We start from the raw sequence: 25263 nt of genomic DNA on the forward strand, positions 1-25263 counted from the left end.
GACATGCTGGCCTTTTTTATTTTTGCATCGGGTCAGGCTCATGGCGGCACGATCATCGCAGCATGATGCCTGACCGTGACCTCAAGTGATCACCGTCGGCTGCTCGCGTCCGCTGCGGGCATGCAGCTCAGAGACCTGGCCGGCGATCAGGATCATCTCGGACAAGGCATCCTGCGCGTCCAGACAGTGCCGTGCGGCATCCGGCTCATAGGCTTCCAGATACAGACGCACCGTGGCGCCATCGGTGCCAGTACCGGACAGGCGGAACACGATACGCGACCCGTCCGTGAACAGGAGACGGATGCCCTGCGCCTTGCTGATGCTGCCGTCGATGGGGTCGGTGTAGCTGAAGTCGTCGCAGCTCGCCACCTGATAAGAGCCCAAGGTGCTGCCGGGCAATGTACCGAACTGTGCACGCAGATGCTGCATGATGCCGTTGGCCGCCTCCGTCGGCAGCGCTTCGTAGTCATGACGTGAATACACATTACGCCCATATTCCGCCCAGTGGGCACGCACGATGGCTTCCACCGACTGCTGGCGTACCGCCACGATGTTCAGCCAGCACAACACTGCCCACAGACCGTCTTTCTCACGCACATGGCTGGAACCGGTGCCGAAGCTCTCTTCACCACACAAGGTCACTTTGCCCGCATCCATGAGGTTGCCAAAGAACTTCCAGCCAGTGGGTGTCTCGTAACAGGGGATATTCAGCGCCGCGGCCACGCGGTCCACCGCTGCACTGGTGGGCATGGAACGCGCCACACCGGCGATGCCGTTGCGGTAAGCCGGGATCAGCGTGGCATTGGCAGCGATGATGGCCAGGCTGTCCGAAGGCGTCACAAAGAAGCGCTGACCCAGGATCATGTTGCGATCGCCGTCACCATCGGAAGCGGCGCCGAAATCCGGTGCATGCTCGCCATAAACGATGTCCACCAACTCGTGCGCATAGGTGAGGTTGGGGTCAGGGTGACCACCACCGAAATCTTCCAGCGGCACCGCATTCATGACGCTATCGGCCGGGGCCCCCAATCGGTTCACCAGTATCTCGCGTGCATACGGGCCGTTCACCGCGTGCATGGCATCGAACTTGATGCGGAAGCCGGAAGCCAGCAACGCACGAATGGCAGAAAAATCAAATAACTCAGCCATCAGGTCGGCATAATCAGCCACGGCGTCGATCACTTCCACCTGCATATCACCCAGCTGGCTCAATCCCAGCACATCAAGGGCCACATCCGGAGCATCCAGTATGCGGTATTGGCTGATCTCGCGACTGCGCGCGTAGATCGCCTCGGTCACCTTCTCCGGTGCCGGGCCACCATTGGCGGTGTTGTACTTGATGCCAAAATCCTCGGCTGGGCCACCCGGATTATGGCTGGCCGATAGAATGATGCCGCCATAGGTGTTGAATTTACGGATGACACAGGAAGCGGCTGGCGTGGACAGAATGCCGCCCTGCCCCACCAGCACCTTGGCAAAGCCATGGGCGGCGGCCATCTTGAGGATGATCTGGATGGCCTCACGGTTGTAGTAACGGCCATCACCGCCCAGTGCCAGTGTGGCACCTGCTGGCACGTCTATACTATCGAAGATGCTCTGCACGAAATTTTGCAGATAATGCTGCTGCTGGAAATGTGGCACCTTCTTGCGCAGACCGGAAGTGCCGGGCTTCTGATCGGAAAAAGGCTGTGTGGGGATTGTCAGGATACTCATAGCGACGGCTCTTTCTGGTTCTCTATCGGTGCGTGTTCTCTACCAGCCCAGCCCGGCATGCAGCCTGGACGTTCTGGTTGACAGGTCGCCTGTTTGTCATGATAATGCGCGCCTCTGAAGCAAAACTTCAGGGGCGTCACCACTATATTTTACGATAAAATATAGGCGTGTATGGGAGATTAGCTCAGTTGGTAGAGCAGCGGACTCTTAATCCGTTTGTCCGGGGTTCAACCCCCCGATCTCCCACCAGTATTTACAAGGCCTGCAGCGATGCAGGCCTTTTTGTTTGTCTAAAATACTAGACAGCTGTCTAATATTCCGAGGTTTTGGCAACAGAATGACTAGCCATAACGATCAAGTACAGGCCACACTGAACAAGACTGTTCTAGTTCAGCCTATCAATTGCCCCACCATTTAATAAACCATATCGAGAAACATTCTGTGTAGTTGGGGTGTCGCTAAGGTTAGTATTAGTTAATTCGCATCTGTTAAGCGATACCCGTTCCTAGAACAAAGGTCAATTCATGAAATCCACACAGCTTTTTGCATTCACTTTGGGTGCCCTGCTCGCCCTCCCTGCGCTCGCTGCAGACAAGCTCCGGCCGGGCCAGTGGGAGGTGCTTATGAAGATGCAGGTCGCGGGCATGCCGGAGATCTCGGCGGAGCAGATCGCGCAGATGGAGCAGTTCGGGATCGCGATTCCGGATGCTGCTAAACCGCAGGTGTTTCAGCAATGCGTGACGCCGGAACAGACCGATCTGGACAAGCCGGATTTTTCCGGCATGGATGAAAGCTGCCAGATTCAGAACTACCAGCGTACGGCTAACAAGCTCACGGGCAACTTGAGTTGTAATGGCGAATTCAAGGCCAACGGCAATTTTGAGATGGTGCTGTTGAACGACACGACCTATCAGGGGCAATGGGTCATGACCGGCTCGGCGCCCGGCATAGGCGCTGTGGATCAGACCACCCGGGTGAACGGCAAATGGGTGAAAGCAAAATGTGACGCAGGGGTGCCCATCTACGGCAAGTGAATCCGGGGCTGGAGATCAGGGGCAGGCTTGCAATCATAATGATGAGGCATTGCTCAAGCATTCTACCTAGCGCTGACCAACATCTGTCACAAATGGACCATGCTTCTGCAAACTGGAAAGGCGGCCTCAATCGGTTTAGCATCACGTTAAAGGAGCGCATGCCAACCGCTAACCGCAAGCCCATTCAGATAAAATTCAGGACACACTCCGAAGAGTCACACGATGGAATATCTTAAAATTTTTCTTGTACCTCCATTGTTATTTATCTGGCTTATGCCTTTGATAATTGTCCTAATTGTCAACCCACAATTTTTGAAGACATTGCTGCTACTTTCAAAAACTCATATGAAATTCACTTCAGGAATACTGTTTTCAGTTGTGAGTGTGATTTCTTTGTCATTCTTCAAAGGCTCAAATAGCTCAACAATGACTTGGGTATTTATTAGCAGTAGCCTAATTAGCTTCTTGATTGCATTTATGGCGGTTAGATTCATTGTTGAATCAAAAGGGATTTTGAGATTAACAGGTCTGATTTCATTGGTTCCTGGATCTATCGTATTTTCAGCCGTGATGATTTCCTTGCTAGCTAACAAACATAGTCTGCTAACTTATCTACTATCACAGCTTACATCGACTTCAATTTCAGTTTCCATTGGCCTAAGTTATCTTTCAATGATTTATCTGCAATTTTTATCCGCCAATAAGTTCGAGCAACGCCCCGGCTGATCAGGTCAATTGTCCTGGCGGAATGCGTCATCCAGCGCGCCTGCCGCGTGCCGATTTGAACCGGTGAGCGGCAGCACCTCGGCTTCGCCATTCAGGTGACGCGACAGTATCTTGAAGGTGTCCAGATCGAACACCGGATCGGCTTTTCCAGACAGGATGTGCTCGATATCCGCTTCGTCACGCGCCGTGCCCAGGTAAGACCAGCGATCGATGATGTGCAACTCCTGTTTGCCAGCAAAGGTCTCGCGCACCGCCACCGCACCCGGATAAGGCCAGGTACGCACCTTGAGCTTGGCCAGTGCCTCCATGAGACGCAGGTCGTGCTGCAGCGCAGGCTCTTTGCCTACACAGACGCCACGGCATTTCTTGATCTGATAGCCGAAACACGGTGTGGATTTGCCGCGCGACGGCTTCTCCAGCCCGAGCTGAATCAGACACAGCCGATGCGCATCCGCCAGGTTGCGCAAGATCTCGATGGCCTGCCGCTGCGAGGTGAACATGCCGTACAAGTCAGCTGTGAGGGCAAAGTCGATGTCTGCGGCATAACGCAAGGCCAGCGTTTTATGTCCGTCTTCTCTGGTGAGCATCTGCCAGGTGCACAGGTCGTTCTCGCGGCGCAGCCGCTGGTTGTGCACGGGCTGCAGCGCTTTCACCAGCCGGGCTTCCAGCAACAGCGCGCCCAGCTCACCAGCCGTCTCATGCCATTCGATGTGTTTGATCTGTTGTGAGATGCGCAACTCTTTGGTGCTGCGATGATCGCCTGAAAAATGCGACAACACACGGCCACGCAGGCTATTGCTCTTGCCCACGTACAAGGGCATGACCTGTTTGCCTGTAGCCTGATCTCCGTTATGGCGGTCCCCATAAAAAAGGTAGACCCCGGGACTATCCGGGATGTCGTCGACCAGTCCTTCGGGCAGGTGCGGCGGCAGCGCCGGTTTGGCCATCACCTGGCGTATGGCGTCACGCAGCGTCTCCAGCGGGTGGTCACGCTGTATCCAGGCGAGGAAATCGACCAGCACGCGCGCATCGGTCATGGCGCGGTGCCGCGCAGCGGTCGTGATGCCCATGCGCTGGATCAGGCTGTCCAGGTTGTGTTTGAAATACTGCGGGTAGAGTCTGCGCGACAGACGCACTGTGCACAGCGTGTCAGCGCGGAAATGAACATCCATGCGCTTGAACGCATTCTTGATGAAGGCATAATCGAAGCGGGCGTTATGGGCGATGAAGATGCGCCCCTGCAGCCGCTGTTGCAGCTCCTCGGCGATATCCTCAAAACGCGGGGCGTCGGCCACCATGGCATTGCTGATGCCGGTGAGGCGCTCGATGAACTCAGAGATGCGCGTCTGCGGATTGATCAGCGTGCTCCACTCCTGCAGGCTGCCATCGGGCGAGATCTCGATCAGACCGATCTCGGTGATGCGATCCTGCTGCGGGCTGGCACCCGTGGTTTCCAAGTCGATACAGACGACGGGACGGTCGAACAACATGCTGATCCTGACGCAAATAGGTGCTAGATAAAGGCCGAGACGCCAGACGAAGCTAACGTTGGCAATGACGCGCGATAAAACCGGGAGTTCCATGGCATCATCATTGCCACAGCATCATAACAAAGCGGCGCCGTTTAGCAGCCAGCCGCTGCAAGCGGATTTGATCATTTCAGATTCGGAACTGAATCTGCGTTCCACACTCTTTAGCAACAGCCCATCCGATGATGGAATTCGCGCCTCAACCCTGAAAGAACGGAACGCCATGCACGCCAGTGACCACCCTCTACTGCCCAGACTACTCGGTTACGCCGGACTGCTGCCTTTCATCCTGACGGCGGGCATGGCGGCCTATGACCCCCACCATGGTGGTTTATGGCAAAACCTGCTCAATCAGTATGCTGCTGTGATACTGAGTTTTGTTGGGGCGATCTACTGGGGCCTGGCGATGGCGGCGCCGTTGAGCCGCGCGCAGCGCAACGGCATGCTGGTCTGGAGCGTGACGCCAGCCCTGCTGGCCTGGGTGGCGTTGTCACTACCCAGCCTGATGGGGGCCTTAGTGCTGGTGACTGGGTTTGCAGCGCAGCTGATATTTGAATACTGGCACAAAGCCTGGTTGTACCAATGGCGCTGGTACTGGCCGCTGCGTATGCAGCTGACCCTGATCGGCTGTATCGCCATCGCAGTCGGCAATGGGCTAAGGCTATAGCAACACAATACGCTGCGGTATGGCTTCAAGTCAGCGCTGCATCGGTCACCAAACCGCCGGTGCAGACTCAAGCTATAGGTTGACAATCAGCTATGCCAGATATCCACCAACTCACTCAGCACCACAAGGCAACCAGCATCACGCTGCTGCCACCATGCTGATACCGCCTGCCTATCGGCTTGATCTGCACTGCCGCGGTAAGCACGATAGATCAAACCGCCGTCGATCCAGCCAGCATAGGCCAGTCTGCGTGGCAGGATCACCTCGTCCAGCCAGGCTTCCATCAGCATATCCTGGGTGTCTTCATCGGGATGGCGGGGCCAGCTCAGCGTGAGTCGAAAACCCAGCTCACGGAACTCGTCCAAGTGCAGTTTTTTGCGTAAACGGCGGCTGCGCGACTTGCTCATCTCCATCCTCTCCTCATCACCAGCTCAATCGCAGGATGCCCCACAGCAGCAGGCCCATCTGCAACAGACTGATCAGCACACTGCCACCATGCAGCAAAGCGAATTGGCGCTTGTCATGCCGGTCTGAGGCGCGATTGATGGCGGGCGTCAGGAACAGGGAAAGCAGGAACAATACGGCACAAGCAAAGCCTATACCGGCGACAGTGGCGTCGGTGGCGATCAGGCCGGTGAGCAGCGATACCAGCCCCAGAATCAGGTAGTAGCGCGGGAAGAACTTGCGTACGAATGCGCCTGCATAGGTCGCAGACAAGGTAGAGAATAGCATGGGTGCGATGATGAGGCTGAAAAACACCATGACACTCAGTACTGCCACCATCATCAAAACACTCAACATCGCGTCACTCCAGTTCATTGACCACATCAATGACCATGACAGGATGCAGAAGATTCCATACGGCAGGCCGCGGGTGGCAAATAATCCCGCGCTCACTGCAGGCGCATCAGACTAGCGCTCAATCGAGCACAAACGCCTCGCACAAAGCGCTGAGCTGGCTGCCGAACACCGGCATCAGTTCGCTACGCTCGAACGGCGCGTTCTCGTCGGTGCCTGCCACCACGAACGCCACGGTGAGTTTGTCCAGGTCCTGGCGGTAATCCACCCAGTGCTCCTGCTCGGCTTCGGCGATCAGGTCGAACTTGCGGCTGCCAGCATCGATGATCTCCACCCATTCCTCGTCACTCAAACCCGCGAACAAGGTCTTGGCAATCACCACAGGCGCGCCTTCCACATCCGGCGTGATGCCCTCATTGCCCAGCGGCAACGCCAGGTAGGCGTAGATCAGCATGGCATAGGTTTGGTACACGCTGAGCATGTCAAAATGATCACGGCGCTCATCCGCCGGTGAACGGCCAGCCTGACGGATGGCCGTAAAAGTCAGGTAGCAGGCCAGATAGTTGGCGGCTTCCAGCGGATCGTAATCGTTGAGATCGGCACTGGCATTGCCGCCCGCTTCGGCGAGACAGGTGGCGTGCAGCAGGCTGAGACGTTGTGCGTAGGTCATTTCCATTACGTGGTTCCTTGATTCCAGTCAGTGGATGAGTTCAGTTCATGATAGCCGGTGCGGCCTGCGGACGCTCAATCGATGGCAGGCAGCGCTTCCAGTTGTTCGTGCAGGGTGAGCCAGTCCAGCTCGTCTGCTTCGATGCGTTCAGCCAGTTCGGCCTGGCGCTTGAGCAGAGCGGTCAGCGCTTGCTTGTCGCTATTCTGATACAGCGCCGGGTCGGCAAGTTGCGCGTCGAGCTGGCTTTTTTCCTGTTGGTGCCTGGCGAGCTGGGCTTCCACGCGCTCGATCTGCTTGATCAATGGCCGACGCTCCGCCAGGCGTGTCTGGCGTTCCGCCTTGCTGGCCGCACGCTCCTGTCTGGCCGGACTGGCGGCCTTGACCACCTCGGCCTGGCGCTGGGTGGCCAGCCAGTCACGGTAATCGTCCAGATCACCGTCAAAGGGCTGCGCGCTGCCGTCGCTGACCAGCATGAAGCGGTCACAGGTGGCACGCAGCAAAGCGCGATCATGTGAAACCAGCACCACCGCGCCTTCGTATTGCTGCAACGCCAGCGTCAGGGCATGGCGCATCTCCAGATCCAGATGGTTGGTCGGCTCGTCCAGCAGCAGCAGGTTGGGTTTGGTCCAGATCAGCAAGGCCAGCGCCAGACGGGATTTCTCGCCGCCCGAGAACGGCGCGCACGGGCTGATCACCATGTCGCCATTGAAGTCGAAGCCGCCCAGATAATTGCGGTGTTCCTGTTCACGCGTCAGCGGGTCCAGCCGCTGCATGTGCTGCAGCGGCGATTCATCCGGCCGCAGCTGCTCCAGCTGGTGCTGCGCGAAGTAACCGATGCGCAGCTCTTTGCCCTCGGTGCGCTTGCCCGCCAGCATGGGCAATTCACCCGCCAGCAGCTTGATCAGGGTGGATTTGCCGGCCCCATTACGACCCAGCAGCCCCAAGCGTTCACCCGGGCGCATGGTCAGCATGAGCTGCTGCAGCACCGTCTTGTCGGCGTAGCCGGTCGCCACCTGATCCAGCACCAGCAAGGGGTCAGACACGCCCAGCAATGGCAAAAAGCTGAAACTGAACGGGGAATCGATATGGGCAGCCGATACCGTTTCCATGCGTTCCAGCGCCTTGATGCGGCTCTGTGCCTGTCTGGCCTTGGTGGCCTGCACACGGAAGCGGTCGATATATTTTTGCAGGTGCGCGCGCTGACGCTCCTGGCGTTCGTACAGCGATTGCTGCTGCGCCAGACGTGCCGAGCGCTGACGCTCGAAATCGGAATATCCACCACGGTACAAGGTCAATTGCTGCTGCTCGATGTGCGCGATGTGATTGACGATGGCGTCGAGGAAATCGCGGTCATGCGAGATCAGCAGCAAGGTGCCGCGATAATCGCGCAGCCAGCCTTCCAGCCAGATCACGGCGTCCAGGTCCAGATGGTTGGTGGGCTCATCCAGCAGCAGCAGATCGGAACGGCACATCAGGGCACGCCCCAGATTGAGCCGCACGCGCCAGCCCCCGGAGAATTCGCTGACTGCACGGCTCATGTCTGCCTGACTGAAGCCCAGGCCATCAAGCAGGCTGGCAGCACGCGAGCGTGCCGCATAGCCGTCGATCTCGGCCAGATGCCCATGCAACTCACCCACCAGCGCACCATCATGAGCGGCTTCGGCCACCGCCAGGCGTTGTTCCAGCTGACGTAATTCTTCGTCGCCATCCAGCACGAACTCCAGCGCACTGGTGCTGAGTGCCGGGGTTTCCTGCGCCACATGCGCCACGACCCAATCCAGCGGGATATCCACATCGCCGACATCCGCATGCAACTCACCGCGCAACATGGCGAACAGGCTGGATTTGCCTGCGCCATTGGCGCCGGTCAAGCCGATGCGGTGGCCGGGGTGCCATTGCATATTGGCGGCGCTGATCAGGACTTTGACGCCGCGCAACAGACTGACATTTTTAAGCTGGATCAAAACAGGACTTTCGCTGGAAGCTGCAAGAATCGATGAGGCGGCTATTCTAGCTTAATCTTTGGCGCCCAACTGCTCGGGCCTGGTCATCCAGCTTGATCATTTAGCCTCTACAGCGATGGAAACATGCCATCAATAACGGCTGCGAATGAGGCAATCCAGTGCGGCCAAACGTCAGCAGCCTCTGCTGAACCTGCCTAGCGCTGCCGCAAGGCAGCATCGCACAGGCAGTCTGGCTGCAACTTTTAGCAGGGAAAGTTGCCGCACCAGCATATAATGTGATTTTGTAGGCGCTTGCTCGCTTACCTCGTCGTTGGTAAGGTTTTCGCTCTTCTTCGCTTGTATGGTTGCCTAGCTCACGCTATCTATGGTTAAAAAATCACTGCTCTGGTTTTATAGAGTCACACTCTTCACCTTGTGGACAGTGATCTTCGTGCTGGCTGGCAGCGTACTGGCCATGCGTTACCTGGTGCTACCCAATATCGATGACTACCGTGAGCGCATCGCCAGCGCAGTCACTGCAACGGTGGGCGAAACCGTCACCATAGGCGAGATCGATGCCAGCTGGAAAGGCCTCAACCCACACCTCAGCCTGCATGATGTGCAGCTCATCGACCGCCAGCAGCGCCCTGCCCTCACCCTGATCCGCGTCGAAGCCAGCCTGTCCTGGCTGAGCTTGCTGCTGTTGGAGCCACGCCTGTCGGAGCTGGCCGTGTACCAGCCCGAGCTCACCATACGCCGTGAAACCGATGGCCAGCTGTATGTGGCAGGCATCCATATGGGCGGCCCGGCCCGGCCGGAATTCGCCAACTGGCTGCTGCGCCAGTCGCGTATCGACGTGATCGATGCCCGCATGATCTGGCAGGACGATATGCGTAAAGCACCGCCGCTGGAGCTGAATCAGCTGCAGCTCACGCTGATCAATCCTGCCTGGGAAGGGCTGATCGGCCATCATAAATTCGGGCTGCGCGCCCTGCCTGCGGTCGCCTCGTCCAAACCCATAGACCTGCGCGGCAACTTCTACGGTCGCGACATCAGCCAGCTTGAGAACTGGCGTGGCACTTTATACGCGCGTGTGGAAAGCGCCGACATCGCGGTATGGAAGCAATGGCTGGATTACCCGCTGGACATCGTGCGCGGCACTGGTGTGGCCAAGCTGTGGCTGGACATAGACGAAGGCCGGATCGCCGCCATCAACAGCGATTTGGCGCTGCGCAATGTCAGCACGCGGCTCAGCGCGGACGGACAACCTGATGAGCAGACCTTGCAGCTGCGCGAGCTGGCAGGCCGGATCAGCCTGAAACGCGACACAGAGCAGGATATCTGGCAAGCCAGCCGCTTGCGCCTGTTGACGGACACCGGTGTCGATATGCGCGACGGCGAATTCAATCTGCAACGTGATCGCAACACCCGTTTGCTGTCCGGCTCACTGGCGCTGCAAAGCGTGGATCTGCAAGCCCTGCGCGCACTGGCCCGTCATCTGCCACTGGGCGAAGCGCCACGCAATGCGCTGACCGCGATGCAGCCTGCGGGCAAGCTGGAACAACTCAAACTCAGCTGGACAGATAGCGATGGCCGCAGCTTGCCCAAGGCTTATCAGCTGAGCACAGCCTTCTCTGACCTCAGCATGCAGGCCTATGCCAAGGTCCCTGGCTTTGACCAGCTGAGTGGCAGCCTGCAGGCGGATCAGGACGGCGGCACACTGGAACTGGACAGCACGCTTGCCACGCTGGACCTGCCCAATATCATGCGTAAACCCATCGCAGCCGACGTGCTGAATGGCGATATCAAATGGCGCGTGCAAACCGGCAAGACCACGGTGCTGGTCAACGACCTCAAGCTCGGCAACAGCCACAGCAGCGGCCGCATCAACGGCAGCTTCATCCGCACCCGTGATGCAAAGAACAGCAGCATGGATTTCAAAGCCAACTTTGCGCGTGCCGATGTGCGCTCGGTGAAGCATTATCTGCCGCATCTGGTCGGCCCGGTCACATCCAACTGGCTGGAGCAATCCCTGCAGGGCGGCGATGTGCGTGACATCAATGTCATCGTCAAAGGCAAGACCGCCGACTTCCCGTTTGTGGATGGAAAGCCCGGCTTGTTCAAGGTCAGCGCCAAGCTGAGCAATGGCACGCTGCAGTTCGCGGAATCCTGGCCCAGGCTGGAAGGCATCGCGCTGGACCTGCTATTCCAGGGGCGTAGCATGTTATTGACTGCCAGCAAGGGCCAGACCCTGGGGAATCAGGTACAACAGGCGCGCGTCAGCATCGACAACCTCAGCGACCATCATCCGGTGCTGAGCGTGGTCAGTCGCGGTTATGGGCCGGTCAGCGCAGGCGTGAATTACGTCAATCAGAGTCCGCTGGTCAACACCGTGCAGGGCTTCACACGCACCTTGCAGACCACTGGCGATGGCGTGCTGGACCTGGAGTTGCAGATCCCGCTCACCGACACCCACAACACCAGGGTCAAAGGCAGCTATCAGATCAGCAATGGCAGCATGGACAGCGATGCCATGCCGCCCATCACGCAACTGCAGGGCAAACTCCAGTTCACCGAGACTGGCATCAAGGCAGACAATGTGCAGGCCAGTGTGTATGGCGGGCCAGCACAATTCAACCTGGCATCGCAGCCCGGCGGCGTGGTGCATGTGGCCGCCCGCGGGCAGATCAATGACAGTGGCATCACGGCACTGACTGGCAGCGATCTGGGGCAATTCCTGAGCGGCAGCGCAGACTGGAACGCCGATATCCGGGTCGAGCATGCGCAAGCCAACATCGTGGTGAACTCCAGTTTGCGCGGCATCCAGTCACGCCTGCCTGCGCCGCTGAACAAATCTGCAGACGAGGTGATGCCGTTGCAGATCAACGTCCTGCCTGCCGAATCTCCACAGCAGCGTTACGATTTCACGCTCGCCAGCACACAAGCGCAAGCTATCGCTGGCAAGTTGCTGGTACATCCGCAGCAAGGCCTGGTGTCGGGCGACATCGCCATCAACCAGCCTGCCCAGTTACCCGTCAAGGATGGGCTGAGCATACGTGCGCAGTTGCAGGAGATGGATGTGGATGCCTGGCGCAAACTGGCACCAGGCAGGCATGCCAATGCAAGCACGGCAGCAAACACCACGCAGATGCCCCTGCTGCGCCACCTCGACATCAGCACCGATACGCTGGATGTGATGGACAAACGCCTGCATCAGGTGACGCTGCGTGCCGACACGGTCAATCAAGGCTGGAAGATCGCGCTCAATAGCCGCGAGATCAGTGGTGACATCGACTGGTCAGCGCCCAGCAACGGCAAGCTGACAGCACGCCTCAAATACCTGAGCCTGCCACCTAACGCGCCAGCCAAACTCACTGCCAGCCCCGACGCGGCCAGCACTAGCTCGGTCAGCAATAGCGCAGCCAGGCCTACCGAGAGCTATCCGGCGCTGGACATCCGTGCCGAAAGGTTCGACCTGCGTGACAAGCAATTGGGGATGCTGGAGCTGAACGCCAACCCGCGCGGTGAAGACTGGCATATCGAAAAATTGCGCATCAGCAACGCGGACAGCACGCTGACGGCAGACGGTGACTGGCGCAGCTGGTTGCGCAACCCGCAAACCAGACTCAACCTGAACTGGCAGATCAAGGACCTGGGCGCCACCCTGACGCGTTATGGCCACCCTGGAACCATACAGCACGGCAACGCGGACATCAGCGGGAAACTGCAATGGGCTGGCAGCCCGCATCAGTTCCAGCTCGCCAACCTGTCCGGCGAACTGCAACTCGACGCCAAGGAAGGCCAGATCCTCAAAGTGCAGCCTGGCGTGGGCCGACTGTTCAGCGTGCTCACGCTGCAGAACCTGCCACGTCGCCTGACCCTGGACTTCCGCGATGTGTTCAGCAGCGGCTTCACTTTCGACACCATCACCGCCAAGGTCAACATCATGGACGGCATCATGCGCAGCGACAATTTCCACATGGCCGGGCCTACCGCTGTGGTGGATATGCGCGGCAGTACCGATCTTGCCAACGAGACCCAGCACCTGTATATCAAGGTCACGCCGTTCATCGGTGACAGTCTGTCGCTGGCAGCGCTGGCTGGCGGCCCTATCGTGGGGGCAGCCGCATTTGTGGCGCAGAAGATCCTGCAGGACCCGCTCAACAAGCTGGCCGCTGACGAATATCAGATCATCGGCACCTGGGATAACCCCAAGGAAGTCGAAGATGAAAGCACGCCCAGCGTGACGCCGGCCTCACCGCTCACGCGCTGATATGAACCATGGCCGGGTGCAGGGCTCTACCAGCCAGCGCGTTAACGGAAACACCCGCCTTGCATGCCAGACATGGGGCCGGGCTGGAAGCGCGGGCAAGCTATCCTGTATGATTCATAGCGTTGTGGCATTACAGTGTTCTCAAAATAATGATAAATGAAGGTTGAAGCATGCCGATCAAATCACGCGCCAAAGTCGCCAAACCAAAACCAGCACCGGTTGCCGGTATCGTCAAGATCGCCGGTATCCAGATGGCCTCCGGGCCTTATGTGTCAGCCAATCTCAGTGAAGCCGAGCGGCTGATCGAGATCGCGGTCAATCAGGGTGCCAAGCTGATCGCCCTGCCTGAATATTTCGCCATCATGGGCTTGAAAGACACCGACAAGGTCGCGGTGCGTGAAAAAGAAGGCACTGGCCCGATCCAGCGCTTTTTGTCCAAGATCGCCAAGAAACACGAAGTCTGGATCATAGGCGGCAGCATCCCGCTGGAAGCCAACCTGCCGGGCAAGGTGCGCAACGCCTGCCTGGTCTACGACGACAAGGGCAAGCAGGTGGCGCGCTATGACAAGATCCATCTGTTCGGCCTGGATCTGGGCAATGAGCACTACCGTGAAGAAGCCACTATCGAAGCCGGTGACCAGGTGGTGGCGGTGCAGACGCCGTTCGGCAAGGTCGGCCTGTCCATCTGCTATGACCTGCGCTTCCCCGAGTTGTACCGCGCCATGGGCGAAGTGGACATCATGGTGGTGCCCTCCGCCTTCACCGAGACCACAGGCAAAGCACACTGGGAGACACTGATCCGTGCGCGCGCCATCGAGAACCAGGCCTATGTCCTGGCACCGGCACAAGGTGGTTATCACTTGTCTGGCCGCGAGACGCATGGCAACAGCATGGTGGTGGACCCTTGGGGCGTGGTACTGGATCGTCTGCCGCGTGGCTCGGGTGTCGTGATCGCCTCCATCAATGCCGGTTATCAGGCCAGCCTGCGTGCCAGCCTGCCTGCGCTGAAGCATCGTACCGTATTCAAGGTCTGATGCACGCTTGCCCGGCAGCCTGATGGCGGCCAGTGCTTGGTCTGTTCTTTGAGTCTGTTCTTTGAGTCTGCTCCAAGGCCTGGCTGACCTCGGCTCCCGGCGCGCCATCACAGCCGCGTTGCTTGAGACAGCGGCCTTGTTTGAGCCAGGACTCATGATTTTATCTATTGTTTAATACTATCAATGAAACTATATTGATAGTATTAAATCCATACATTAAGCATTCATAGCCATCAAGCATCTCTGCAAAACCCATGCAGTCAACCAGAGGAACACCCATGTCAGCCGATCGCCCTATCGTGAACAACAGCCCGCACTTCGATATAGCACAGGCCGCCCTGCTGGCGCCCGCTTCGCTGGATATCGCGGCACTGCAAGGCGTGCTGGGCAGCATCATGTCGCACAAGGTGGACTATGCCGACCTGTACTTCCAGTACACGCGCTCGGAAAGCTGGGGACTGGAAGAAGGCCAGGTCAAATCCGGCAATTTCAGCATAGACCAAGGTGTGGGCGTACGCGCGGTGAGCGGCGAGAAGACCGCCTTCGCCTATTCGGACGACATCAATCTGCATGCGCTGCAACAGGCCGCCAATGCCACGCGGGCCATCTCCAGCCTGGGCAATGCACAGACCGCACCCGGCATTGCACGTGCAACTCCGCGTCAGCTCTATCTGCCGCAGGACCCGATCGCCTCACTCAGCGCAGATGCCAAGGTGAGCCTGCTGGAGCGTCTGGAGCAATATGCACGCGCGCTCGATCCGCGCGTCACGCAGGTGATGGCCTCCATCGCGGGTGAGTATGATGTGGTGATGCTGGCCCGCCATGACGGAGTAATGGCCGCCGATGTGCGCCCACTGGTGCGCTTGTCCATACAGGTCATCGTCGAACACAACGGTAGACGCGAACAAGGCTCGGCCGGTGGTGGCGGCCGTTTCGACTACGGCTATTTCAGCGATGAGGTACTGCACGACTACGCACAGAAAGCCGTACACCAGGCACTGGTCAATCTGGAGGCACGCCCGGCCCCGGCTGGCAACATGACCGTGGTGCTCGGGTCCGGCTGGCCCGGCATCCTGCTACATGAGGCCATCGGCCATGGTCTGGAAGGCGATTTCAACCGCAAGGGCAGCTCGGCATTCAGCAACGCCATCGGTCAGCAGGTGGCCGCCAAGGGCGTGACCGTGGTGGATGATGGCACCATCGCGGATCGTCGCGGCTCGCTCAATATCGATGATGAGGGCAATCCCACACAACGCACGGTGCTGATCGAAGACGGTATCCTGCGTGGTTACATCCAGGACAGCCTCAATGCGCGCCTGATGGGCATGCCGGTCACCGGCAATGCGCGCCGCGAATCGTATGCCCACATCCCCATGCCGCGCATGACCAACACCTACATGCTGAATGGTGACAAAGCACCGGAAGAGATCATCAAGTCGGTGAAAAAAGGCCTGTATGCTGCCAACTTCGGCGGCGGACAGGTGGACATCACTAGCGGCAAGTTCGTGTTCTCGGCCGCAGAAGCCTGGATGATAGAGGATGGCAAACTGACCTACCCGGTCAAGGGCGCCACGCTGATCGGCAACGGTCCGGATGTGCTGAAGCGCGTGACCATGATAGGCAACGACATGGCGCTGGACTCGGGGGTGGGCACCTGTGGCAAGGAAGGCCAGAGCGTGCCGGTGGGCGTGGGCCAGCCCACGTTGCGCATCGACGGCCTCACCGTGGGCGGCACGGCCTGATAATGTCTGGAATGGCCTGCCAGGTCATTGACGCGCTGGATTGACGCGCTGGATTGACGCGCTAGATTGATAGCCGCAGAACGGTTTAGTATAAGGCCGGGGCTAGCCCCGGCCTGTTCAACTGATCGTCACCGTCAAGGAAAGGAAGTCATATGGCAGAAACCAGCGCAAGCAAACCCAACGTGGCCAAGCCCAAGGCAGAAGCCAAATCCAAGGCAGAAGCCAAGACCGCAGCCAAACCAGTAAAACCGGTCAGCGCCGTCAGCAAAAAAGCGGCGGCCCCAGTTGAAGTGACCGCGCCAGAGAGCAAGGCTAAAACCGCTGCTGTGCCCAAGCCTGAGTCTGCAGCCAAGCCGGAAAAGAAACCTTCGGGCAAGAAAGCCAGCGACAAGGCACCCAAAATCGGTGCCGAGGAGCGTTACCGCATGGTCGAAGTGGCCGCTTATTTCATTGCCGAGCGCGACAAATTCAAAGGCAGCCCGGTGGATTACTGGGTCGCTGCAGAAAACCAGATCAACAAGATCCTGGGCAAACGCTAAGCCTGCACACCCGATGGGCTTGCCACATAGCCGCGCCCTGCGGGCAGCGGCTATAATAGCGTTTTAGAACCACCAGTCACGGCACCACCTCATGCAGTCCAAGCTGCCGCAGCCGGCATCAGGCCAGTCCAAACGTATCGCAGCACTCCCGGCCGGGGCCGACAGCCTGTCACTGGCACAACTGGCCCGCGAACTGCATCAGCAGCAGCAAGCGCTGGTCATCATCACGGCAGGCGCGTTTGAAGCCCAGCGCCTGCTGGAAGAGCTGCCATGGTTCGCTCCCAAACTGCGCATCCACCTGCTGCCAGACTGGGAGACCCTGCCCTATGACCACTTTTCCCCGCACCCGGACCTGATCTCGGAGCGGCTGGCCACGCTGTACCAGATCAGCCAGAACAACTGCGATGTGATCCTGGTACCACTATCCACCACACTGCTGCGCCTGCCGCCACCGGCTTATCTGGCCGCGCATTCCTTCATGCTCAGCAAAGGCCAGCGCCTGGACCTGGAAGGCCTGCGTGTGCAATGCGCCTCGGCGGGTTATCACCATGTCAATCAGGTGATCAGTCCGGGCGAATTCAGCGTGCGCGGTGGCCTGGTGGATCTATTCCCCATGGGCAGCGCACTGCCCTACCGTCTGGACCTGTTCGACGACGAGATCGAAACCATACGCACCTTTGACGTGGATACCCAGCGCAGCCTGTACCCGGTGCCCGAGATCCGCCTGCTACCCGCGCGCGAATTCCCGCTGGATGAAAAAGGCATCGCCTGCTTCCGTCAGCAGTTCCGAGAGACCTTCGAAGGCGATCCATCACGCAGCCGCATTTATAAAGATGTCAGCAAGGGCATCGCCAGCGGCGGCATCGAGTGGTATCTGCCGCTGTTCTTCAGCGAGACCGCCACGCTGTTCGATTACCTGCCCGCGCAAAGCGTGCTGTGCCTGCATGGCGACCTCGATCTGGCGGCGCAGGCCTTCTGGCACGACGCCCAGTCACGTTACCGTCTGCTGGCGCACGACATTGAACGTCCCATCCTGCAGCCGGAACGCCTGCTGCTCAAAGCTGACGATTTCTTCACGCGCACGCAGCAGTACGCGCGTCTGCAATTCAGTGCCGACAAAGTAGAGAGCGGGCTGCCCGCGCTCGACATCGAGCGGCGTGCCGAAGAACCACTGCACAAACTGCGCAATTTCATCCGCCAGCAACGCCGGCGCGTGTTCATCACGGCCGAAAGCCTGGGCCGCCGTGAAACCATGCTGCAGCTGTTCCAGGAACATGGCCTGGAAGTCACCCTGGCCGACAACTGGGACACGCTGATCAAGACGGAAGACCATGTGATGCTGGGCGTTTCGCCTCTGCACAACGGCTTCATCAGCGATGATTTCGTACTGGTCACCGAAGCCGAGCTGTATGCCGCCACCGTGCGTCAGCAACGCCGCCGTGACAAAGAGCGCGCACGCAACACCGAAGGCATGCTCAAGGATTTGTCCGAGCTGCGTGAACACGACCCGGTGGTGCATGAACAACACGGCGTAGGCCGTTACCGCGGCCTCATCAATCTGGATTTTGGCGAAGGCGAGACCGAGTTCCTGCTGCTGGAATACGCCGGTGACGACAAGCTGTATGTGCCGGTGTCGCAATTGTTCCTGATCTCGCGCTATTCCGGCGGGCCACCGGAGTCGGCCCCGCTGCACCGCCTGGGCAGCGGCAATTGGGAAAAAGCCAAGAAGAAAGCACTCAAGCAGATCCGCGATACCGCCGCCGAATTGCTCAATCTATATGCCCAGCGCGCCGCACGGCGCGGCCATGCCTTCACGCTGTCGCTGCAGGATTACGAAGCCTTCGCCGATGGTTTTCCGTTCGAGGAAACCGCCGATCAGCTATCCGCGATCGAAGCAGTCATCCATGACATGCAGTCCGGCCGCCCCATGGACCGTCTGGTGTGCGGCGATGTGGGCTTTGGCAAGACCGAAGTGGCCCTGCGTGCCGCCTTCGTGGCCGTGATGGGCGGCCGTCAGGTGGCCGTGCTGGTGCCGACCACGCTGCTGGCCGAACAGCATTTCAACAACTTCAGTGACCGCTTCGCTGAATGGCCGATCAAGATCGCCGAGATCTCGCGCTTCCGCAGTGCCAAAGAGCAGACCGAGGCGATCAAGGGCCTGGAACAAGGCAATATCGACATCATCATCGGCACGCACCGCTTGATCCAGAAGGACGTCAAGTTCAAGAATCTGGGGCTGGTGATCCTGGATGAAGAGCACCGTTTCGGCGTGCGTCAGAAAGAGCAGCTGAAAGCCATGCGTGCCGAAGTGGACGTGCTCACGCTGACCGCCACGCCCATCCCGCGCACCCTGTCCATGGCCATGGAAGGCTTGCGCGAGTTTTCGGTGATCAGTACACCGCCGCAAAAACGGCTGGCCATCAAGACGTTCCACACCGACTATTCCGAAGGCATCATCCGCGAAGCGGCCATGCGTGAGTTCAAGCGTGGCGGCCAGGTGTATTTCCTGCACAACGAGGTGGACACCATCTTCGTGATGAAGGAAAAGCTGGAAAGGATACTGCCGGAAGCGCGCATCGCCATCGCCCATGGCCAGATGCGTGAACGCGAGCTGGAACATGTGATGCGCGACTTCTACCAGCAGCGCTCCAATCTGCTGCTGTGCACCACCATCATCGAGACCGGCATCGACGTGCCCACGGCCAACACCATCATCATGAACAAGGCCGATATGTTCGGTCTGGCGCAGCTGCATCAGTTGCGTGGCCGCGTGGGCCGCTCCCACCATCAGGCCTATGCTTACCTGCTGACCGACCCGGACCGCAAGATCACGCCACAGGCACAGAAGCGGCTGGATGCCATCCAGCTGCTGGAAGACCTGGGCGCGGGCTTCCACCTCGCCATGCACGATCTGGAGATCCGTGGCGCAGGCGAGCTACTGGGAGATTCACAATCGGGCGAGATGCAGGAGATCGGCTTTTCGCTGTATTCCGACATGCTGAGCCACGCCGTGAAGCAACTCAAGGCGGGCAAAGAGCCGGATATCTCCGCGCCTCTGGGGGTCACCACCGAGATCAATCTGCACACGCCCGCCTTGCTGCCCAATGATTACTGTCCGGATGTGCACGAGCGTCTGGTGCTGTACAAACGCCTGGCCAACTGCGAGGACGATGATGCACTGGACGAGTTGCAGGAAGAACTCATCGACCGCTTCGGACTGTTGCCACTGCAGGGCGATGCCTTGCTGGCCTGCCATCGTCTGCGCGTGGCCGCCAAAGCGCTGGGCATCATCAAGATCGACGCCAGCGATAGCGCGGTGCAACTGCAGTTCAACCCCAAGGCCGATCTGGACCCGAACAAACTCATCGCCCTGCTGCAACGCGACCGGCGCTGCCGCATGAACGGGCCGGACAAGCTGCGTATCACCGTGCAACTCGCCGGGATCCGTGACCGCAGCGACTTCATCCGCACCTTGTTGAAAGCACTGAGTTGACCGCCTACTGAGCGCCTGCCCGGACCGGCTTCGCGCCAGTCCGGGCAGAATTACCTCGCTTTTATTGGCTTGGCCCGTATAATGGCCGTTCCCTGCGTCTACCAATCAACGCAGCGGTCTCATGTTTACCCTGATCATCCGATCACTTATCCGTCTGCCTCGATTGGTGTTGCTGCTTGGCAAAGGCCGGCTCAAATTCCAAGCGTGGAGTTTTACATTGTCTACTGAAGTTAGCTTTGCCAGCCTTGGGCTGGCCGAACCCCTTTTGCGCGCGCTGTCTGACGCCGGTTATACCACCCCCACCCCGATACAAGCCAAAGCCATCCCGCTGGTACTCAGCGGTGGTGACCTGCTGGCTGGCGCACAGACCGGCACCGGCAAGACCGCCGGGTTCACCTTGCCAGTGTTGCACCTGCTGCAGCAGAAACCGGCCCAGAACAAAGCCGGTCAACCACGCTGCCTGATCCTGACCCCGACGCGTGAACTCGCCGCACAGGTGGAAGAGTCGGTCAAAACCTATGGCAAATACCTGCCGTTCAAATCCATGGTCATCTTCGGTGGTGTGGGCATCAACCCGCAGATCGACCGCCTGCGCAAATCACTGGATATCCTGGTGGCCACGCCTGGCCGCCTGCTGGATCACGCGGGCCAGAAGACCATAGACCTGTCTGCCGTGGAGATCCTGGTACTGGACGAAGCCGACCGCATGCTGGACATGGGCTTCATCCATGACATCAAAAAAGTGCTGGCACTGCTGCCTAAACAGCGTCAGAACCTGCTGTTCTCTGCCACCTTCTCGGACGAGATCAAGGAACTGGCCGACCGCCTGCTGCACAACCCGGGCTTTGTCGAAGTGGCACGCCGCAACACCGCGTCCGAACTGGTCGAGCAAAGCGTGCACATGGTGGCCCAGGGTCACAAGCGCGACCTGATGAGCCATCTGGTCAAGAGCAACGACTGGCAACAGGTGCTGGTATTCACACGTACCAAGCACGGCGCCAACCGCCTGGCTGAAAAACTGGTCAAGGACGGCATCGAAGCCGCGGCCATCCACGGCAACAAGAGCCAGAGCGCACGTACCAAAGCGCTGGCCCAGTTCAAGGACGGCTCGGTGCGCGTGCTGGTCGCCACCGACATCGCCGCACGCGGCCTGGACATCGACCAGCTGCCACAAGTGGTCAACTTCGAGCTGCCTAATGTGCCGGAAGATTATGTGCACCGCATCGGCCGTACCGGTCGTGCCGGCAGTTCCGGCTCCGCCGTTTCACTGGTGGATTCGGAAGAACTGAAACTGCTCAAGGACATCGAAAAACTGATCAAGCGCGAGATCCCGCGCGTGAAGCTGGAGGGCTTTGTACCTTCGGCCAAACCGGAAGTGGAAGCACCACGCCCACCGCTGCAGCGCCGCAATCAACCGCGCCAAGGTCAACAAAATCAAGCCCAACAACGTCAGGGCGAACCGCGCCAGGGACAGCGTCATCCGCTGGAGCGTGGTCAGTCGGAGCGCGTGCATCCAGAACGCACCCAGCCAGCACGCGGCACGCGCCCGCAGCGCGAAGGCCACCCGAATGATGGCAACCGTCGCAGCGGACAGCCCGGCAAAGGCCCGAATGCAGCGCAACGTCAGCCCGGCGCTGACAAGGCAAATGGTAACCGTGCATCACAGCCCGCCCAGACCAAGACCAGCAGCGTCATGTCGGAAGCCGCACGCCACCAGGCCATGCCACAACCGGCCCTGTTCTCACCTAGCCCGGTGCCACGACACAACCCGAACCGTAACCGCTCGCGATGACCATCTGGGTAGATGCTGACGCCTGTCCGGCCGTGATCAAGGAGATCCTGTTTCGCGCCGCCGAGCGTACGCAAACCCCCACGGTACTGGTCGCCAACCAGCTGCTGCGGGTGCCACCTTCGCAGTGGATACGTGCGTTTCAGGTACCGTCTGGCTTCGATGTGGCAGACCGGATGATCGTCGATGAACTGCAAGCTGGCGATCTGGTGGTCACTGCGGATATCCCGCTGGCCGCACAAGTGATTGCCAAGGGCGCTCATGCGCTCAACCCGCGTGGCGAGCGTTACAGCACCACCAATATCCAGGAGCGCTTGGCCATGCGTAACTTCATGGAAGAGTTACGCGGCAGTGGTGTGGAGACCGGTGGGCCAGCCGCGTTCAGCAACACTGACCGGCAGGCATTCGCTGCGGAACTGGATCGCTTTCTCGCGCATCATAGCTAAGCAATCTCACCCGCCTGACATAGAAAGTCGCTATGAAGACCTTGTTCCTGCGCTATTCCAGCCTGCCGTGCCTAAGCCTGCTGTGTCTGAGCCTGCTACTCGGCGCCTGTACCGGCACGCCCGAAGGCGTCAAAGTGGTTCAGCGTCTGGACCCCGACCAGTACCTGGGGAGCTGGTACGAGATCGCACGCCTGGACCACAGCTTTGAGCGTGGCCTGGAGAACGTCACCGCCACCTACAGCCTGCGCGAAGACGGCGGCATCAAAGTGGTGAACCGTGGCTATGACCCGGCTAAGAAAGAATGGCAGGAAGCGGTCGGCAAAGCCTATTTCATCGACGCGCCCAATGCGGACAAGACACGCACCGGCAAGCTCAAGGTGTCGTTCTTCGGCCCGTTCTACGGGGCGTACAACATCCTGCACCTGGACCAGCCTTACTATAATTATGTGATGGTGTGCGGGCCGGACAAGTCGTACTTCTGGATCCTGTCACGCACGCCGCAACTAGCTTACCCGATCAAGGCGCAGCTGATCGCAGAGGCCAGGGAGATGGGTTTTGATACACAAAAACTGATCTATGTGCCGCAACGTGGTGACCTCAGCGATTACAGCGCTGGCCGCCATGTCCGCCCTTGATTGCATTTTGGCCTGAGCCTAAGGCTTGAACCCATGGCTTGAGCTTACGACTGCATACCAAGTCTGACCGAATAATCTGCCACCCTGCTCCGCTGAGCAGGGTTCTGTTGAACCGCCCTCAAATGCACCCTCAAGTGCATTTTTTATTTTGTAGATGATGCTTTGCTGTTGCTGAGCTGGCTGTACTGGGCTGGACCTGGCTGGCACAGGCACGGAGAAAAAGATCATGTCCTGGTTGTTATTACTGTTAGCTGGTTTGTTCGAAGTGGGCTTCACGACCTGCCTGAAATTATCCGACGGTTTCACCCGCCTATGGCCAACGCTCGGCTTTGTGGTGTTCGCCGCCATCAGCTTCTGGCTACTGACACGCGCCACGGCCACCATCCCGCTGGGCACGGCGTATGCCGTGTGGACCGGCATAGGCGCGCTGGGCACGGTGATCGTCGGCATCGTCGCCTTTGGTGATCCCGCCGGCACCCTGCGCATGCTGTTCCTGCTGCTCTTGATTGCATCCATCATCGGGCTCAAACTAGTGTCATGAACGTTGAAACCTGGGAACTGCTGAGTTATGTGGTCACGGTGGTCGGCCTGCCGCTGGCCATCCTGACCTTTCTGATGGAGCAGCGCAAGGAACGCGAGAACGAGGAAGAAGAGGTCTATCAACTATTGTCGGACGCCTATACCGACTTCCTCAAACTGATGATGGCCAACCCGGATCTCAAGCTGCGCTCGCAATGCGAGATCACCGATCTCGACGAAGAGCAGCGTGAACGGGTGCGTGTGCTGTACGAGATCCTCATCTCCCTGTTCGAACGCGCCTATCTGCTGGCGTATGAACCGGACATGTCGGGCAAACAGCTGCGCCGCTGGCGCTCCTGGGAAGATTACATGCGCGAATGGTGCGAGCGCGAAGACTTCCGCAAACTGCTGCCCAAACTGTTGCAGGGCGAGGATCCGGATTTTTGTGCGCATATCCTGCTCATCGCCAAAAGCTGTCAGCCGACACGCACCTGAACACCTGACAGCTCAACAATCCGAACACTTCACGCACAAAAAACGGCGGCCTGGAGACCTAGACCGCCGTTCCTTTGTCACTGTGCGCCACCATGCGCGGGAATGGTTATTGAACGCTTATTTGACTGCCGTCACCTGATACCCCGCCTCACGCAAGCGCTCGACCAGGCCACCCTTGCCACCCAAATGTGAAGCGCCCACTGCGACGAAGACCGGTACTTCTTCCACCTGACGCGCGATGCGTTCCGCCATGCGCACATTGCGTTCGTCGATGAGTTTGAAACGCATCCTGTCCCACAATGCTGCTGGCAACATGTCGCCGGTGATCTTTTCGTTGCGCTTCAGTATGTTGTCGATATCGCCGGTCTTGTAGGCCTTGATCAAGGCCTCGAAATCACGCTGCTTGTCTTTCTGGCTACGCTTGAGCACGGCACGCAACATGACGATCTGTTCATCCATGCTGAAACTGTCCAGCACGCCGAAATGCTCGTCGGTATCCTCAAGGCCGAATACACGCTTGCCCTGCTGTTCTGCCTTGGCCATCAGTTTGGCATCCATGGAAAATGGCGTCTGTGGCTTGGGCAGGTCGAAGATCACCGCCAGCAGCCAGGGCTTCATGCGCAGCGCCGCCTCTGTGTGCATGGAATGGAAGTCTGCCAGCTCGCGCAGTTTGTCCACTTCGGCATCGTTTAAAAAACTGCTGACCATCTGATTGTCCTGCAACAGGAAGATGCCGGGGTCACGTGGTGGCAGGGTTTCGATCATGAACGCTTCGCTGCTGGCCAGGGCAGCATCCAGCCCCTTGGGAAGCGCATCCAGCCGTTTGTCATCGCTGTGCATGGTGCCAAACAGATAACTGGTCTTGCCATTCGCCGCTTCGACTTTCCACAACAGGCCAGTGTCTGCGGCCTGCGCCAGGCTGGCGATAAGCAATGCCAGTGCAGGCAATGCACCGTGCAGGCTGATACGGAACAGGGTGTGCATAAAGATTCCTTAGTAAGGGGTAACTGGAGCAATGTGTGAGCCGCGTACCTCGCCAGAATACCAACTAGCGGCCACTGCAGCCAACACGTGCTGATAGATTGCGTGCAAATAGACTGACTGGCCATGGCGAAGTTCTGACCGGCACAGGCCGATCCAGGCCGGGCATGCCAGATCGCCAGGCTATTGCGCCTAGCTGACGCCCTCACTTGTGGTGTATTGACCCCGGAAAGCCTT

Annotated in this window: 20 protein-coding genes and 1 tRNA gene; 13 read left to right on the plus strand and 8 right to left on the minus strand. The window is 58.9% G+C overall.

The window, feature by feature from the left end; all coding sequences use genetic code 11:
- Positions 1-81: 81 nt before the first annotated feature.
- Complete coding sequence (locus tag ED236_RS01690; RefSeq protein ID WP_123236203.1) at positions 82-1713, minus strand: alpha-D-glucose phosphate-specific phosphoglucomutase; 1632 nt, start codon at positions 1711-1713, stop codon at positions 82-84.
- Between the two features lie 173 nt (positions 1714-1886).
- Between ED236_RS01690 and ED236_RS01695 the strand changes: the two genes are divergently transcribed.
- Positions 1887-1962: transfer RNA gene (locus ED236_RS01695), tRNA-Lys, on the plus strand.
- A 275-nt stretch (positions 1963-2237) separates the two neighbouring features.
- A complete protein-coding gene (locus tag ED236_RS01700) occupies positions 2238-2747 on the plus strand; it encodes a DUF3617 domain-containing protein (RefSeq protein ID WP_123236204.1) in 510 nt (169 codons plus the stop codon).
- A gap of 341 nt (positions 2748-3088) precedes the next feature.
- On the opposite strand, the gene ED236_RS12335 is transcribed toward ED236_RS01700, so the two are convergent.
- Together ED236_RS12335 and ED236_RS01705 are read right to left on the minus strand one after the other, a co-directional pair.
- The gene (locus ED236_RS12335) at positions 3089-3340 is read right to left on the minus strand and encodes a hypothetical protein (protein WP_148042228.1); all 252 of its coding nucleotides are present in this window, start codon (positions 3338-3340) and stop codon (positions 3089-3091) included.
- Between the two features lie 138 nt (positions 3341-3478).
- On the minus strand, positions 3479-4963 hold the full coding sequence (locus ED236_RS01705; protein WP_123236205.1) for a 3'-5' exonuclease family protein: 1485 nt from the start codon (positions 4961-4963) through the stop codon (positions 3479-3481).
- Between the two features lie 262 nt (positions 4964-5225).
- Here ED236_RS01705 and ED236_RS01710 point away from each other — a divergent pair, with 262 nt between their 5' ends.
- Positions 5226-5669, plus strand: coding sequence for a DUF3429 domain-containing protein (locus ED236_RS01710; RefSeq protein WP_123236579.1), 444 nt, complete (start codon positions 5226-5228; stop codon positions 5667-5669).
- Between the two features lie 86 nt (positions 5670-5755).
- Here the strand turns inward: ED236_RS01710 and ED236_RS01715 are convergent, their stop codons facing one another.
- The 4 genes from ED236_RS01715 to ED236_RS01730 form a co-directional block, all read right to left on the minus strand.
- Complete coding sequence (locus ED236_RS01715) at positions 5756-6076, minus strand: YggL 50S ribosome-binding family protein (RefSeq protein WP_162299567.1); 321 nt, start codon at positions 6074-6076, stop codon at positions 5756-5758.
- Between the two features lie 16 nt (positions 6077-6092).
- Complete coding sequence (locus ED236_RS01720) at positions 6093-6470, minus strand: DUF4149 domain-containing protein (RefSeq protein WP_148042229.1); 378 nt, start codon at positions 6468-6470, stop codon at positions 6093-6095.
- A gap of 118 nt (positions 6471-6588) precedes the next feature.
- Complete coding sequence (locus tag ED236_RS01725) at positions 6589-7143, minus strand: hypothetical protein (protein ID WP_240031983.1); 555 nt, start codon at positions 7141-7143, stop codon at positions 6589-6591.
- A gap of 68 nt (positions 7144-7211) precedes the next feature.
- Positions 7212-9101 carry an ATP-binding cassette domain-containing protein gene (locus ED236_RS01730; RefSeq protein ID WP_123236208.1) on the minus strand — a complete coding sequence of 630 codons (1890 nt, stop codon included), beginning with the start codon at positions 9099-9101 and terminating at the stop codon, positions 7212-7214.
- A gap of 364 nt (positions 9102-9465) precedes the next feature.
- Here ED236_RS01730 and ED236_RS01735 point away from each other — a divergent pair, with 364 nt between their 5' ends.
- The 10 genes from ED236_RS01735 to ED236_RS01780 all read left to right on the plus strand — a co-directional run bounded on the left by ED236_RS01735 (position 9466) and on the right by ED236_RS01780 (position 24045).
- Positions 9466-13353: a YhdP family protein gene (locus ED236_RS01735; protein WP_123236209.1), complete on the plus strand. Its 3888-nt coding sequence runs from the start codon at positions 9466-9468 to the stop codon at positions 13351-13353.
- A gap of 170 nt (positions 13354-13523) precedes the next feature.
- Complete coding sequence (locus ED236_RS01740; RefSeq protein WP_123236210.1) at positions 13524-14387, plus strand: carbon-nitrogen hydrolase family protein; 864 nt, start codon at positions 13524-13526, stop codon at positions 14385-14387.
- 278 nt (positions 14388-14665) lie between these two features.
- Positions 14666-16129, plus strand: a complete 1464-nt coding sequence (gene tldD, locus ED236_RS01745) for a metalloprotease TldD (protein ID WP_123236211.1) — start codon at positions 14666-14668, stop codon at positions 16127-16129.
- Positions 16130-16281: 152 nt separating this feature from the next.
- Positions 16282-16668, plus strand: a complete 387-nt coding sequence (locus ED236_RS01750) for a DUF2934 domain-containing protein (RefSeq protein ID WP_123236212.1) — start codon at positions 16282-16284, stop codon at positions 16666-16668.
- Between the two features lie 91 nt (positions 16669-16759).
- Positions 16760-20161 (plus strand): transcription-repair coupling factor, encoded by a 3402-nt coding sequence (gene mfd, locus ED236_RS01755; RefSeq protein WP_123236213.1) that lies wholly within the window; start codon positions 16760-16762, stop codon positions 20159-20161.
- 217 nt (positions 20162-20378) lie between these two features.
- Positions 20379-21953 carry a DEAD/DEAH box helicase gene (locus tag ED236_RS01760; protein WP_240031984.1) on the plus strand — a complete coding sequence of 525 codons (1575 nt, stop codon included), beginning with the start codon at positions 20379-20381 and terminating at the stop codon, positions 21951-21953.
- Positions 21950-22396 carry a YaiI/YqxD family protein gene (locus tag ED236_RS01765; RefSeq protein ID WP_123236215.1) on the plus strand — a complete coding sequence of 149 codons (447 nt, stop codon included), beginning with the start codon at positions 21950-21952 and terminating at the stop codon, positions 22394-22396. Before ED236_RS01760 ends, ED236_RS01765 begins: the two co-directional genes overlap by 4 nt.
- A gap of 32 nt (positions 22397-22428) precedes the next feature.
- Positions 22429-23031 carry a lipocalin family protein gene (locus ED236_RS01770; RefSeq protein ID WP_123236216.1) on the plus strand — a complete coding sequence of 201 codons (603 nt, stop codon included), beginning with the start codon at positions 22429-22431 and terminating at the stop codon, positions 23029-23031.
- A gap of 226 nt (positions 23032-23257) precedes the next feature.
- Positions 23258-23572 carry a DMT family transporter gene (locus tag ED236_RS01775; protein WP_123236217.1) on the plus strand — a complete coding sequence of 105 codons (315 nt, stop codon included), beginning with the start codon at positions 23258-23260 and terminating at the stop codon, positions 23570-23572.
- Positions 23569-24045 carry a hypothetical protein gene (locus ED236_RS01780; RefSeq protein WP_123236218.1) on the plus strand — a complete coding sequence of 159 codons (477 nt, stop codon included), beginning with the start codon at positions 23569-23571 and terminating at the stop codon, positions 24043-24045. The genes ED236_RS01775 and ED236_RS01780 overlap by 4 nt, the downstream gene beginning before the upstream one ends.
- A gap of 117 nt (positions 24046-24162) precedes the next feature.
- Here ED236_RS01780 and ED236_RS01785 read toward each other — a convergent pair whose 3' ends face one another.
- Positions 24163-25029, minus strand: coding sequence for a TraB/GumN family protein (locus ED236_RS01785; protein ID WP_123236219.1), 867 nt, complete (start codon positions 25027-25029; stop codon positions 24163-24165).
- Between the last annotated feature and the right edge of the window lie 234 nt (positions 25030-25263).

Source organism: Pseudomethylobacillus aquaticus, from assembly GCF_003730115.1.
In the GTDB taxonomy this organism is placed as follows: domain Bacteria; phylum Pseudomonadota; class Gammaproteobacteria; order Burkholderiales; family Methylophilaceae; genus Pseudomethylobacillus; species Pseudomethylobacillus aquaticus.